Annotated in this window: 9 protein-coding genes; all 9 read right to left on the bottom strand. The window is 64.2% G+C overall.

The window, feature by feature from the left end:
• Positions 1-137 precede the first annotated feature (137 nt).
• Positions 138-2,228, bottom strand: coding sequence for an NAD-dependent DNA ligase LigA (gene ligA, locus ABIB80_RS31895; protein WP_157158651.1), 2,091 nt, complete (start codon positions 2,226-2,228; stop codon positions 138-140).
• A 247-nt stretch (positions 2,229-2,475) separates the two neighbouring features.
• Entirely contained in the window at positions 2,476-4,146 is a 1,671-nt protein-coding gene (gene recN, locus ABIB80_RS31890) for a DNA repair protein RecN (RefSeq protein WP_007600870.1), read from the bottom strand.
• A gap of 13 nt (positions 4,147-4,159) precedes the next feature.
• Entirely contained in the window at positions 4,160-5,065 is a 906-nt protein-coding gene (locus ABIB80_RS31885) for an outer membrane protein assembly factor BamD (protein WP_007600868.1), read from the bottom strand.
• Between the two features lie 298 nt (positions 5,066-5,363).
• The gene (lpxC, locus tag ABIB80_RS31880; protein ID WP_007600866.1) at positions 5,364-6,326 is read right to left on the bottom strand and encodes a UDP-3-O-acyl-N-acetylglucosamine deacetylase; all 963 of its coding nucleotides are present in this window, start codon (positions 6,324-6,326) and stop codon (positions 5,364-5,366) included.
• Positions 6,327-6,687: 361 nt separating this feature from the next.
• Positions 6,688-8,493, bottom strand: a complete 1,806-nt coding sequence (ftsZ, locus tag ABIB80_RS31875; protein ID WP_007600865.1) for a cell division protein FtsZ — start codon at positions 8,491-8,493, stop codon at positions 6,688-6,690.
• An 87-nt stretch (positions 8,494-8,580) separates the two neighbouring features.
• Complete coding sequence (ftsA, locus tag ABIB80_RS31870) at positions 8,581-9,903, bottom strand: cell division protein FtsA (RefSeq protein ID WP_007600863.1); 1,323 nt, start codon at positions 9,901-9,903, stop codon at positions 8,581-8,583.
• Positions 9,900-10,940 carry a cell division protein FtsQ/DivIB gene (locus ABIB80_RS31865; protein ID WP_007600861.1) on the bottom strand — a complete coding sequence of 347 codons (1,041 nt, stop codon included), beginning with the start codon at positions 10,938-10,940 and terminating at the stop codon, positions 9,900-9,902. The genes ftsA and ABIB80_RS31865 overlap by 4 nt, the downstream gene beginning before the upstream one ends.
• A gap of 350 nt (positions 10,941-11,290) precedes the next feature.
• Positions 11,291-12,277 (bottom strand): D-alanine--D-alanine ligase family protein, encoded by a 987-nt coding sequence (locus ABIB80_RS31860; protein ID WP_007600859.1) that lies wholly within the window; start codon positions 12,275-12,277, stop codon positions 11,291-11,293.
• A gap of 110 nt (positions 12,278-12,387) precedes the next feature.
• Positions 12,388-13,308, bottom strand: coding sequence for a UDP-N-acetylmuramate dehydrogenase (murB, locus tag ABIB80_RS31855; RefSeq protein ID WP_007600855.1), 921 nt, complete (start codon positions 13,306-13,308; stop codon positions 12,388-12,390).
• Between the last annotated feature and the right edge of the window lie 83 nt (positions 13,309-13,391).

Raw genomic sequence — 13,391 nt, 5'->3', positions numbered from 1 at the left:
TGTACTCGTCCGAATAAGAACGTCGCTGCCGTTTCGTCATCTGACACCTCTTGCTGTCTAAGCTATAGGTGTCCACCGATTTAGGGGAGGCTCAATTCTGGATTGCTTCGCTTCGCTCGCAATGACGAAAGAAGCCCTCATTCCCCGATCAGCGCCAACCACTCGTCCTCGGTCAGCACCTTGACGCCATGCTCGCGTGCCTTGGTGAGCTTGGAGCCGGCGTCCTCGCCCGCGACGACGTAGTCGGTCTTCTTCGAGACCGAGCCCGCGACCTTGGCGCCAAGACGCTCGGCCATTGCCTTGGCTTCGTCGCGGGTGAACTTGGTCAGCGACCCCGTGAACACGACCGTCTTGTCCGAGACCGGCGAGCTCTTGCGCGGCTGTTCGGCGGGCTTCACCTCGATCTCGCCAAGCAATTCGCCGAGCGCCTTGACGTTACGGGGTTCGGCGAAGAACTCGACCACCGCATCGGCCACGATTTTGCCAATTCCGCCGATGTTGTTGAGGTCCTGATACGCCTCCGTATTGTTCTCTTCCTTGCCAAGGCCTGTCGCGGCGGCCAGCATCGCACCGCGGAAATTTTCGATCGTGGCGTAGTGCCGGGCCAATAGCTTGGCGTTGCCCTCGCCGACGTGGCGAATACCGAGAGCGAAGATCAGTCTATGCAACTCGATATTGCGTCGGGCGTCGATCGCGTCGAACAAGTTGCGTACCGACGTCTCGCCGTAGCCTTCACGTTCCATCAACTTCTTAACCGACCGCTTGTCGCGTTCCCGGAGCGTAAAGATGTCGACCGGCGACATCACAATGCCCTCCTGATAAAATTCCTGGATCTGCTTCTCGCCAAGCCCGTCGATATCGAATGCGAGGCGCGAGACGAAATGCTTGAGCCGCTCCACCGCCTGCGCCGGGCAGATCAGCGCGCCGGTGCAGCGGCGCACCGCCTCGCCCTCTTCGCGGACGGCATGGCTGCCACACACCGGACAGGTCTCTGGAAATTTGTAAGGTTTGGCGCTCTTCGGCCGCTTGTCCATGACTACGCCGACGACCTGAGGGATGACATCGCCGGCGCGCTGGACAACAACGGTATCGCCGACGCGGAGATCGACGCCATCGCGAAGCGGGTTACCGTCGTTGCCAATCCCCTTTATGTAATCCTCGTTGTGCAGCGTAGCATTCGAAACGACGACGCCACCGACCGTCACCGGCTCGAGCCGAGCGACCGGCGTCATCGCGCCGGTGCGGCCGACCTGGATATCAATACCATTGAGAGCCGTCGTCGCCTGCTCGGCCGCGAACTTGTGGGCGATCGCCCAGCGCGGGCTACGAGAGACGAAACCGAGCCGGTCCTGCCAGTCAAGCCGATCGACCTTATAGACCACACCGTCGATATCATAGCCAAGCGAGGCGCGGTCCTCGCCGATCTTGCTGTAGAACTTTAGGACGTCGTCGACGCTCTTGCACACTCGGGTCAGCGGATTGACCACGAATCCTGCCTTGTCCATCCACTCCAGCATGCCATGCTGCGTCTCCGCCGGCCGTTCGCTCATCTCGCCCCAAGTGTAGGCAAAGAACTTCAATGGCCGCGATGCCGTGACCGAGACGTCCTTCTGGCGCAACGAACCTGCCGCCGAATTGCGCGGATTGGCAAAGACCGTATCGTCAGCGGCGGCCTGCTTCTTGTTCAGCTCGATAAAATCCTTCTTGAGTATATAGACCTCGCCGCGCAGTTCGCAGGCCGCGGGGATGTGTCGGCCCTTCAGCGTGTGCGGAACGTCCTTGATGGTGCGGACATTCTCGGTCACGTCCTCGCCGGTGAATCCATCGCCACGGGTCGCGGCACGAACCAGTTCGCCGTCTTGGTAGCGCAGCGACAGTGACAGTCCGTCGATCTTGGGCTCGGCGACTAGCGCCGGAATCTCATCGTCATCGAGCTTGAGGAAACGCCGGACGCGGCCGACGAATTCCGTCACATCCTCGTCGCTGAAGGCATTGCTGAGCGAGAGCATGGGCACGACATGCTGCACCTTCGCAAAGCGCCCAGAGGGCTTCGCTCCAACGACCTTTATTCGATCGAAGTATTCCTTCCATCGCTTCTGTTGCTTCCATGTACTGATAAGCAGCTTCTCTAGGACATCGTAATCTGCGTCCAGCAGGATCGGCTTGTCCAAGTTATAGTAGGCGTGCTTCGCCCTCTCGATCTCCTCAGTGTAAGCCCGCAGCATCATCGAAGTTTCTTTTTCGAAGGCTTTTGGCAGACTTATGAGTGCCTTCCGTTTCTCGTCTGCATCCAACTCATGCAGTCTTTGATGAAAGGCAAAGACTTCATGTAAGTGCTCGTCTTCAAAAGAATTAAGAATGGCGACCAATTGAGCTTTTCGAAGATGCGGATCAACGAGAAGCCAATCGTCGGCAATGTAATTTAGCGCGATGGCTTTATTATAGTTGCTTCGCTTTTGTGCCATGAGAGTCGTACTAGCTCGCCGCCTTGAGCAGCCGGTCCGCGGCAGCCCTCGCCTCGGCGGTGATCTCGGCGCCGGCGAGCATCCGCGCGATCTCCTCGCGGCGGTGGTCGGCGGCGAGCGCATTGACGCGGGTGGCGACGCGCTTGCCCTTGTCCAGCGCGTCCTTGGAGATCAGCAGATGCTGGTCGGCACGGGCGGCGACCTGCGGGGCGTGCGTCACGGCCATCACCTGGACCTTGCCGGCGAGCCGCGCCAGCCGTCCGCCGATCGCGTCCGCGACCGCGCCGCCGACGCCGGTGTCGATCTCGTCGAACACCAAAGTCGGCGCCGAGCCGCGGTCGGACAGCACGACCTTCAGCGCCAGCAGGAAACGCGACAGCTCGCCGCCGGAGGCGACCTTCATCATCGGCCCTGGCTTGGTGCCCGGGTTGGTCTGCACCCAGAACTCGACGCGGTCGAACCCTTGCGGCCCTGGAGCTGCCTCGTCGGTCTGGACCTGGGTCATGAACTTGGCGCGTTCGAGCTTGAGCGGCGCGAGCTCGGCATTGACCGCCTTGTTGAGCTTCTCCGCGGATTTCTGCCGCGCCATCGACAGCTTCTTGGCCGCCGCCGCATAGCGCGCATCGGCCTCGATCGCGGCCTGGTCCAGCTTCTTCAGCCGTGAGGCGCCGGCATCGATCAGAACGACATCGGCGGCATATCTGGCGGCAAGCGCGGCGAGCCCGTCGACCGGCGTCGAATATTTGCGCGAGGCGGCGCGCAACGCGAACAGGCGCTCCTCGATGCGTTCGAGCTCTGAGGGATCGAAATCGGTCGCGGCAAGCGCCGCCTGCAGATGCTGGTCGGCTTCCTCCAGCGCGTTGATCGCGATGTCGATCGCCCTCACCGCGGGCTCGACCAGCGCCGGCGCGTTGACGCCGCGGCGCTCCAGCCGGCGCACGGCGGCCGAGAGCGAGGCGACCGGCGAATGGTGGCCGCCGACCGCCTCCTGCGCCTCGCGCAGGTCGGAGGCGATCTTCTCGCCCTGCATCATGGTGGTCCGACGGGACGCCAGCGAGGTCTCCTCGCCATCCCTGGGCGCGAGCTGCTTCAATTCGTCGGAGGCGTGACGGAGGTAATCGGCTTCGCGCGCAGCGCGCTCCATGCCGGCGCGATGCTCCTCCAGCGCGGTGTTGGCGGTGCGGCGGGCGTCCCAGAGCGCCTCGACCGCCGAGACATCCTTTTCGAGACCGGCGAAGGCGTCGAGCAGGCGGCGGTGGGTGGCGGCATCGACCAGCGCGCGCTCGTCGTGCTGGCCGTGGATCTCGACCAGGGCAGCACCGACCGCCTTCAGCGTCTGCACGCTGATCGCCTGGTCGTTGATGAAGGCGCGGGTGCGGCCGTCGGCGAGCTGGACCCGGCGGAGAATCATCTCGCCGGTATCCTCCAGCCCGTTCTCCGCGAGGATCTTCGCTGCAGGGTGATTCTTGGGGATATCGAACACGGCAGTAACCTGCCCCTGCTCCGCGCCGTGGCGCACGAGGCCGGCATCGCCGCGGCCGCCGAGCGCCAACGCAAAGGCATCGAGCAGGATGGATTTGCCCGCACCGGTCTCGCCGGTCAAAACCGCGAGGCCGGTTGCGAATTCGATATCGAGCCGTTCGATCAGGACGATGTCACGGATCGACAGACGCGCCAGCATGGAACTCTATTTCCTAGCCGAGACCCATTTTCTTGAAGGTCTTGCTAATCCAGGACCCCTGATTCTCGCTCGGTTCGAGACCGCCTGATTTTACAAGATTATAGGCGTCCTTGTACCAGCGACTGTCAGGAAAATTGTGCCCGAGCACGGCGGCAGCCGTCTGGGCCTCGCCGACGATGCCGATCGCCATATAGGCCTCGGTCAGGCGGTACAGCGCCTCCTCGACATGGCGGGTGGTCTGGTACTGCGTCACCACGGCCTTGTAGCGGTTGATCGCCGCCGTGTAGTCGCGCTTCTGCGCGTAATAGCGGCCGACGTTCATTTCCTTGCCGGCGAGCTGGTCTCGCGCACCTTCGATCTTGGCCTTGGCCGAGGTCGCATATTCGGAGGTCGGATATTTGCGCACCACCTCTTCCAGCGAGGCGATCGCCTTCTCGGTGCGGGTCTGGTCGCGGCTGATGTCCGGAATCTGGTCGTAATGCGAGGCGGCAATCAGATATTGCGCGTAGGCCGCATCCGGGCTGCCGGGATGCAGCGTGACGTAGCGGGTGGCGGCGCCGATGCAACTGTCATAATCGCCGCCCTGGTAGGACGCGTAGGCCGACATCAACAACGATTTGCGGGCCCAGTCGGAATAAGGATGCTGGCGGTCGACCTCTTCGAACTTTTTGTTCGCCGCCTTCATGTCCTTCTTCTCGTTCATGAGGTACAGGCCCTCATTGTAGATCTTGTCAGCGGGCTCCTCGACGAAGGTGTCGTCCTTGGCGGTGAACTTGTCCCAAAGCGCGCCGGTGCCGCAGCCGGCCAGCGGCAGCGCGAGCACGAAGAGGGCGACAACCTGAAGCAGCCCGCGGACTCGAGACGAGACTTCTCGAGACGGAACTTGACGATATCCGCGCGTCATACGCTGTGCCGACATGAGTATTGCCCTGACGCCCTGTGGTGCGGTGTCCGCCAGCCCATGAACCCCGTCCTGGGCGCGAAATATAGCCGTGGTGCCTGCCGTGCGACCACGCCGGTGTAACCGAAAAACGATCTTCAACCAACCCGGATAGGCAGGCATTCCGCCCGGATTAAGGCGAACGCGCCGCAATCCTAGCCGATCATCGTTACCAGGAGTTTCCCGGGGAAAGCCGCCGCCAAACGCCTGTGGCGACGGGTCTGTTCAGGACCCGTCTCTCTTTTAGGAAACGTTCGCTTCAGGATCCGTCTCTCTTTTAGGAAACGTCTGGCCCGTAGACCGCGGCGACCCGGCCACCGACGATGCCGCGACCGGTTTCGGCCACCGGACGCGTGGTGCGGCGGGCTGCTTCGCCCTCGACCACCCGCCAGGCGGTGCGGTCGGCGAGCAGCGCGGTCAGGACGGCGTGATTGAGCTTGTGGCCGCCACGAACCGAGCGGTAGGCGCCGAGCAGCGGCAGACCCGCCAGAGCAAGGTCACCAATCACGTCCAGCACCTTGTGGCGGGCGCATTCGTCGGCGTAGCGCAGGCCTTCGGTGTTGAGCAGCCGCTCCTCGTCGAACACGACGGTATTGTCGAAGGAGGCGCCGAGCGCATAGCCGGCGCTCCAGAGCCGCGCAACGTCGCACATCAGACCGAAAGTCCGGGCCCGGCCGACTTCGCGGCGGAAACGCTCCGGGTTGAGGTCGAAGGCGTAGCTCTGCTGGCCGATGACAGGATTCGTGAAGTTAATCTCGACCTCGGCGCGGAACCCGTCGGCATAGGGCCGGATCTCGCCGAAGGAGTCGCCGATCTTGACCGAGATCGGCTTCAAAACCTGAACGAAGCGGCGCTGTGCCGGCTGGGTCACGATGCCGGCCTGGTCGATCGCCGCAACGAAGGCCGCGGCGCTGCCGTCCATGATCGGCACTTCCGGCCCGTCGATCTCGATGATTGCGTTGTCGACGCCCATGCCCCGCAGTGCAGCAAGCACATGCTCGGCGGTGGAAACCAGCGGACCGTCGCGATCACCGAGGACGGTGGCGAAATCGGTCGCGATCACCTGCTCGGCGGTGGCCTGAACTTCGCGGTCGCTTCCCTCAAGCCCGGTGCGGATAAAAACAAAGCCCGCGTCGACAGGCGCGGGTCCAAGCGTGAGCGTGACGGGAAGACCGGAATGAACGCCGACGCCTGCCACACTGGCTTGCGCACGAAGCGTTGTTTGCCGGCTAAATTTCATCAGGAACCGCCCCACTACGACCACCGCGACTTATACTGAACCCGACTGAGCGGCTGAGACCGCTCGCTTCCGAATCCGTATCCCCAAGTCACGGCAAACCATAGTCACTGCCTCAAACAGCGCCAACTCACGCTTTTTTACCGATTGTTACCCCAAACCCGCCGTATTAGCGCCAAGGCTTAACCAAATTGGACCGGAGTTCGGGACCGTTTTCGGTAGTTTTACTGAACCATCGAATATGTAATTAATTATTTAAAATCAGTTGCTTGGCTACGCAATCCGGGTATGCACGGGGCAAAAGAAAAGGTCCCGGCAAGCTTCCCGCCGGGACCTTTTTTCGTCTGCCTTATTGTAACAATCCTCAGGTCGCCTGCCGTCGCAGGAAGGCCGGGATATCAAGATGGTCGTCTCCCTGTGGCGCCGGGGCAACAGGCGCGGGACGGCCGTGCATGTCCAGGCCCTGCGGCGCGGGACGACGGGCATACTCGGACACCGGCTCGGCGGAAGCGATTTGCTGCGCCACGGTCTTCTGGGGGCGGCGATCGGGCAACGGCGGCATCGCGGGACCGGCGGTGCGGGCCGCGATCGGCGCTTCGCTCTCCTCGTCACGACGGCCGAGGCCGACATTGGCGAGGCGCTGCAGCAGCGACAGCCGGGTCTTCTGCGGGGTCTCTTCCTCGACCTCGCCGCGGGCCTGGCGAAGCTCAGCCTGGGCCGGCATCGGAAGTTCCTCGATCCGCGGCATCCGCGGTGTGCGGACCGGCGCACGCTCGGCCTGCGGCGGGATGAAGGTTTCCGGCGTCATGGGCTCATGCATGGCCATCGGCGCCTGCTCGGGCTCCGGGAACAGCGTGGGCTTCTGCGCGATCGGCCGCACGGTGACGTCGCCATAGGTCTGCATCGGCGCGGGAGCCTGCGGTACGTCGGCAACGGCGGCGGCGATGGCGGCAAGCGCAGCGCGCTCTACGTTCGGACGCGGAGCCGTGGGAGCGGCGGCAAACTGACCCGTTCCGGCGGCCGGGGTCTGCGCTTCGAACTTCTGGGCGCGCTCGGCCATGCGCTGATTGTCGGCGCGCAGCCGTGCGGTCAGATCGGCAAGACGGCTCTCGGCAGCCGCGGCCGGAGCAGCGGGAGCCTGCTGCGCCTGCGGAGCAGGATTCGCGACGGGAGCGCTGGTGGCCTGGCTGTTGCGCGCGATCGCGGCCTGTTCGATGCCGGTCGCGACGACCGAGACGCGGATCAGGCCGTCGAGGGCTTCGTCGAAGGTGGCGCCGACGATGATGTTGGCGTCCTGGTCGACTTCCTCGCGGATGCGGGTCGCAGCTTCGTCGACCTCGAACAAAGTGAGATCCTTGCCGCCGGTGATGGAGATCAGGAGGCCCTTGGCGCCCTTCATCGAGCTATCGTCGATCAGCGGGTTGGCGATCGCGGCTTCGGCGGCGGTCAGCGCGCGCTTGTCGCCGGAGGCTTCGCCCGTGCCCATCATCGCCTTGCCCATCTCGCGCATGACGGCGCGGACGTCGGCGAAGTCGAGATTGATCAGGCCTTCCTTCACCATGAGGTCGGTGATGCAGGCAACGCCCGAATAGAGCACCTGGTCGGCCATCGCGAAGGCGTCGGCGAAGGTGGTCTTCTCGTTGGCGACCCGGAACAGGTTCTGGTTCGGGATGATCAGCAGCGTATCGACGACCTTGTGCAGCTCGTTGATGCCCGCTTCCGCGGTGCGCATGCGGCGGCCGCCCTCGAAGTGGAAGGGCTTGGTCACGACGCCGACGGTGAGGATGCCCATCTCGCGCGCGATCTTGGCGATCACGGGAGCCGCACCGGTGCCGGTGCCGCCGCCCATGCCGGCGGTGACGAACACCATGTTGGCGCCCGAGAGATGGTCGCGGAGCTCGTCCATCACCTCTTCGGCTGCGGCCGCGCCGACGACCGGCTGCGAACCTGCGCCCAACCCTTGCGTGGCCGCCGTGCCCATCTGCACGATGCGCTGCGCCTTCGACATCGTCAGCGCCTGCGCGTCGGTGTTGGCGACCACGAAGTCGACGCCCTGGAGGCCCGCCGTGATCATATTGTTGACGGCGTTACCACCGGCGCCGCCGACGCCGAACACGGTGATGCGGGGCTTCAGTTCGTGAATATCAGGAACATTGATGCTGATGGTCATGTTTGCCTCTCGATCACGCGCGCGTGGGTTCGCCCCGGCCGGCGGCCGCGGGAGTTGGTGAAAATCGAATATTGCGGGAAGGAGTCATCAGAAGCCCTCGCGTAGCCATCGTCCGACCTTTCCGAAATACCCGCCGGTCCCCGTCCTGACCTGCTGCCGCGTATGCCGCGGTTCGACATGTTCGTGGTGAACATATTGCGGGTAGACGAGCAGTCCGGCCGGCACCGCGAAGGCGGCGTTCTTCGCCTCGTTGGGCAGCCGGCCGAAACCGAGCGGACGTCCGACCCGCACGGGCCGGCCGAGAATCTGCGTTCCGAGCTCAACGAGACCGGTGAGCTGCGAGGCCCCGCCTGAGAGCACGACGCGGCCGTTGGGCTCCGAGGCGAAGGGCGAATCCTTCAGCTTGTCCCGAACCATTTCGAAGACTTCCTCGGCACGATGCTTGACGATGTTGGCGATGGTAGCGCGGGAGACGATCTGCGGCAGATCCTGCTCGTCACCGGCTGTCGGTACAGACATCAGCTCACGCGAGTCCGATCCGCCGGTGATGACGGTCCCGTATAACGTCTTGATTCGCTCGGCATCGGCAATGGTCGCGGAGAGTCCGCGCGCCAGATCCATCGTGATGTGTTGCCCGCCGACCGCAAAACCCGCGGCATGCACGAAGCGGCCGCCGGAAAAGACCGCGATCGTGGTGGTGCCCGCGCCCATCTCGACGACGGCAGCGCCGAGGTCGGCCTCGTCGTCGGTCAGCACCGACAAGCCTGCCACATAGGGACTTGCCGCCATGGCTTCGACGTTGATGTGGCAGCGTTCCACCGCCAGCATCAGGTTCCGCGCCACCGTGGCGTCGCAAGTGACGACATTCATGTCGATGCCGAACTGATGCGCGACCATCCCGCGGGGATCGCGGATGCCCTTGACGCCGTCGAGCGTGTAGCCGATCGGCAGCGCGTGCAGCACGGTGCGGCCTTCGCCGGTGGCGTGGCGCATGCCGGTGGAGGTGACCCGGCTGACATCGGCCGGCGTCACGGCGCCGCCGCGGATGTCGGCCGCAGCTTCGACCAGCTGACCGGAGAGCCGGCCGCCGGACACCGACAGCAGCACGGACTCGACCCGCACCTTGGCCATTTTCTCCGCAAGCCCGACGGCCTGTCGCACCGCCTGCTCGCATTCGCCGAGATCGATCACGGCGCCGGCCTTCATGCCGCGGGACTGGATCTGGCTGTAGCCGATCAGCTCCACCGCATGGGTCCGGTCGCGCAGGGCTTCGCTCGGCGCCGACGGCTTCAGCCGCGCGATCATGCAGGCGATTTTGCTGGTGCCGATGTCGAGGCAGGCGACGAGGCCGCCGCGCTTGTGCGGCATCGGGCGTGTCTTCGGTGTCTGGGTGCGATCAAGACCGGTCATGCAGCGTCCCCGGCCTTTTTCTTCTTCTTGTCCTTGAACAAATCGTCGCGCGCCTTGGCGGCGTCCTCGGACAGCTGCACCACCAGCCGATCGGGCAGGCGCAGGTCGACCGCGACGATGTCGCGGGAGAACAGCTTGTCCTCCTTGTCGAGCCTGGACAGCGTCGCAAGCGCGTTGCCGACGTCTTGTTCGGGCAGGCGGATGTCCAGGCCGTCCTTAAGCCTCAGGTTCCAGCGCCGCTCCCCGACGAAGATCGCGGCCTTGGTGATGGAATTGACCTGCGGATAGCGCGCCAGCAAAGCGAGGAAATCGCGAGCCTGCGTCTCGGCACCCTTGCCGACCACGAGCGGCAGCGACAGGAAGCGGCGCGAGACATAGGGTTCGAGCACGGCGCCGTCATCGGCGATGACGGAGAGCCGGCCGGCCTCCTGCCACAGCGCGAACGCCTTGCGCTCGGTGAGCTCGATCATGAGCTGGCCGGGATACAGCTTCAGCACGGTCGCATCCGCGATCCAGGGATTGGCCTTGAGCTTGTCGCGCACGGCGTCGGCGTCGAGGAACAGCAGCGAGGATCGGCCGCTGACGCCGCCGATCGCAAGGATCTCGTCCTGGCTGAGCTGCTTGCGGCCGTTGATCACGACGGAGGTGATGCGGAAGCCGGCGGAATTGGCCAGCGCGTTACGGGTGTCGTTGACCGCCGTGATGAAATCCTGGAGATGGCCGCCTTTGACGATACCGAAGCCGCAGCTTCCGATCAGGAGCAGCACCGTCATGCTGATCCCGACCCGGCGCGGCAGATAGCGCTCGACCAGCGCGACCAACCGCGGCGGAGGCTCGCGTTCGATGACGGCTTTGGCCCGGGCTTTGGTTTTAATCTTTTCCTCGGCTGCAGCACGCGCGCCGTGAACTCGTTCCAGACGCTTGTCCTGCACCCACTCGCGCAGAAGCACGACCGCTCCGATAGCGGCCGCCTTCAGGTCAGCTTGGGGCCTCAGCGATCTGAAAAGCGACCGAGTGAGGCTTCCTGCTCCATCCATTGCACGAGCTCGTCAACAGTTTGCCCGCGACATCGCGCGGGTCCTGGCGAACATGACGTCTCGGACTTGCCGGGCCGGGTGCTGGTCTTCAGCAGAAGAAAACCTCTCCCCTTCAGAGCGTTCGCCGGAGGTGACAACACCCGCAACGGTCCACGCGCCGGCAGCCAAAGCGTCATATACGCCGCCAGCGTTAACCTTCGGACGTCCTGGTAAACAAAAGGTAAAGTTCGTTAACGACGTGAGCTTTTTGCCCAGGCCTGTGAGGCATTTATGCCGCAATATCCGGCATTTTACCGGTTTTGGGTTCCAAAACCGGCCGTTTCGCCGGTTCGGCCGTTAACCAGTCCTAATTATTTTCGCACACCGGCCACAGCGAGCTCGACCAGGCCGCGCAGGAAGTCGACGAACGCGATGCCCTCGGCCTTCAGCGCCTTGGGGTAGAGCGAGGACTTGGTCAGCCCGGGCAGCGTGTTGGTTTCGAGATAGATCAGCCCCTTGTCCGAGACGATGAAATCCGAACGGGAATAGCCGGTACACGACATCGCCCGGTGCGCCAGCATCGCCTGCTGCTTCAGTGCGGCGGTGATTTCGGGTGCGAAGCGGCCGGGACAGATCTCCTGGGTCGACTTCAAAAGATATTTCGCCGCGTAGTCGAAACTGCCCTCGCCCGGAATGATCTCGATCGGCGGCAGCGAGATGATCGAGCCATCCGGCCGCTCCAGCACGCCGCAGGTCGCCTCGACGCCAGCGATGTAGGGCTCGATCACGTACTCTTCGTGCTTGGCGGCATTGCGGACGGCGACGAGATCCTGCCTGGCGTTAACGAAGATCAGGCCGTAGCTCGAGCCATCCCTGGCGGGCTTTGCGATCAGCCGGCCGTATTCGGCGAAGGCCTCGTCGATCTGGTCCAGCGCAATGTTGGCCGGCGGCGACACGCCGCCGAGCGCGGCGAAATGTTTGGCCGCGAACTTGTCGAACGCGAGATGCGAGGAGGCCGAGCCCGATCCGGTGAACGGCACGCCGCGCGCCTCGCACATCACCTGCAATTCGCCGTTCTCGGCGCGCCCGCCGTGCAGGCCGAGCACCAGCACGCGGTTCTCCGCCCTGGCCTGGTCGAGCGCCTGCTGCAACGGAATGCCTGACGTGCCCGGCTTGAACTCGTCCTCGAATGGGCGGGCATGTTCGAGCAGCTGTCTGGACTGCACGACATGCACCTTGTCCTCCACATCCCACCACCAGAGATCGGCCTCGGGCAGCGCCTGATGCAGCGCCTGGGCTGAGGCGACCGAAACCAGACGTTCGCGATTGGAGCCGCCGAAAAGGATGGTGATGCGCATGTTCTTTGGTCCGTCACCTGTCTGTGTTCGTCATTCCGGGGGCGATGCGAAGCATCGAACCCGGAATCTCGAGATTCCGGGCTCTCGCTTCGCGAGCCCCGGAATGACACTCACGCGGGAATTCCGATCCGCTTGATTTCCCAGTGTAGCTCAATTCCGGAATTTGCCTTCACCCGTTCACGCACGGTCTCGCCCAGCGTCTCGATGTCGTGCGCGGTGGCGTCACCCGTGTTGATCAGGAAATTGCAATGCATCTCGGAGACCTCGGCACCGCCGACGCGCAGGCCGCGGCAGCCGGCAGCATCGACCAGCTTCCAGGCGGAATGGCCGGGCGGATTCTTGAAGGTCGAGCCGCCGGTCTTTTCGCGGATCGGCTGCGCGGTCTCGCGATGGGTTTGCACTTCCGCCATGCGTGCGCGGATCGCGTCGGCATCCCTGATCTCGCCGCGGAAACGCGCGGAGGTGAAGATGATGGAGGGATCGACGCCGCTGTTGCGGTAGACGAACTTCATGTCGGCATTGGAGAAGACGTGCTTGGTGCCGTCGCGCCCGACGCCTCGCGCCTCGATCAACACGTCCCTGGTCTCGCCGCCATTGGCGCCCGCATTCATGCGCAACGCGCCGCCGATCGTGCCGGGAATGCCGAAGTAGAATTCGAGCCCACCGATATTGGCCGACGCGGCGACTTCCGCCACGCGCTTGTCGAGCGCGGCCGCGCCCGCAGTGACGACATCGCCGCTAGCGCTCGCCTCGCCGAAGGCGCGCGGCGCCAGCCGGATCACCACGCCCGCAATGCCGCCGTCGCGCACGATCAGGTTGGAGCCGACGCCGACGACGTAGACGGGAATGTCGCTTGCGAGATGCGCGAGGAAATAAGCGAGGTCGTCCTCGTCCGCCGGCGTGAACAGCACCTGCGCCGGGCCGCCGACGCGAAACCAGGTGAGCTCGGCGAGCGACTGGTTCGCCAGCAGCCGGCCGCGAAGATCGGGCATCGCGGCTTTGAGGTCGGGTGTGATGTCGGGGAAGCTCATGCGAGCATGCTCACTGCGGGTGAGGAGCGCACACTTCTTCCGTTCCCTCCCCCCTTGTGGGGGAGGGTCAGGGAGGGGGGTAG

The sequence above is a fragment of the Bradyrhizobium sp. i1.15.2 genome (assembly GCF_040548425.1).
Classification (GTDB): Bacteria; Pseudomonadota; Alphaproteobacteria; order Rhizobiales; family Xanthobacteraceae; genus Bradyrhizobium; species Bradyrhizobium canariense.
Note: the sequence above shows the minus strand (reverse complement) of the source record. Positions and strands in the feature narration are given on the sequence as shown.

What these genes read in the sequence shown, in the direction of transcription:
- ligA (WP_157158651.1), bottom strand. Translation starts at nt 2,228, where the DNA reads ATGATGCTGCGGGCTTACACTGAGGAGATCGAGAGGGCGAAGCACGCC.
- recN (WP_007600870.1), bottom strand. Translation starts at nt 4,146, where the DNA reads ATGCTGGCGCGTCTGTCGATCCGTGACATCGTCCTGATCGAACGGCTC.
- ABIB80_RS31885 (WP_007600868.1), bottom strand. Translation starts at nt 5,065, where the DNA reads ATGTCGGCACAGCGTATGACGCGCGGATATCGTCAAGTTCCGTCTCGA.
- lpxC (WP_007600866.1), bottom strand. Translation starts at nt 6,326, where the DNA reads ATGAAATTTAGCCGGCAAACAACGCTTCGTGCGCAAGCCAGTGTGGCA.
- ftsZ (WP_007600865.1), bottom strand. Translation starts at nt 8,493, where the DNA reads ATGACCATCAGCATCAATGTTCCTGATATTCACGAACTGAAGCCCCGC.
- ftsA (WP_007600863.1), bottom strand. Translation starts at nt 9,903, where the DNA reads ATGACCGGTCTTGATCGCACCCAGACACCGAAGACACGCCCGATGCCG.
- ABIB80_RS31865 (WP_007600861.1), bottom strand. Translation starts at nt 10,940, where the DNA reads ATGGATGGAGCAGGAAGCCTCACTCGGTCGCTTTTCAGATCGCTGAGG.
- ABIB80_RS31860 (WP_007600859.1), bottom strand. Translation starts at nt 12,277, where the DNA reads ATGCGCATCACCATCCTTTTCGGCGGCTCCAATCGCGAACGTCTGGTT.
- murB (WP_007600855.1), bottom strand. Translation starts at nt 13,308, where the DNA reads ATGAGCTTCCCCGACATCACACCCGACCTCAAAGCCGCGATGCCCGAT.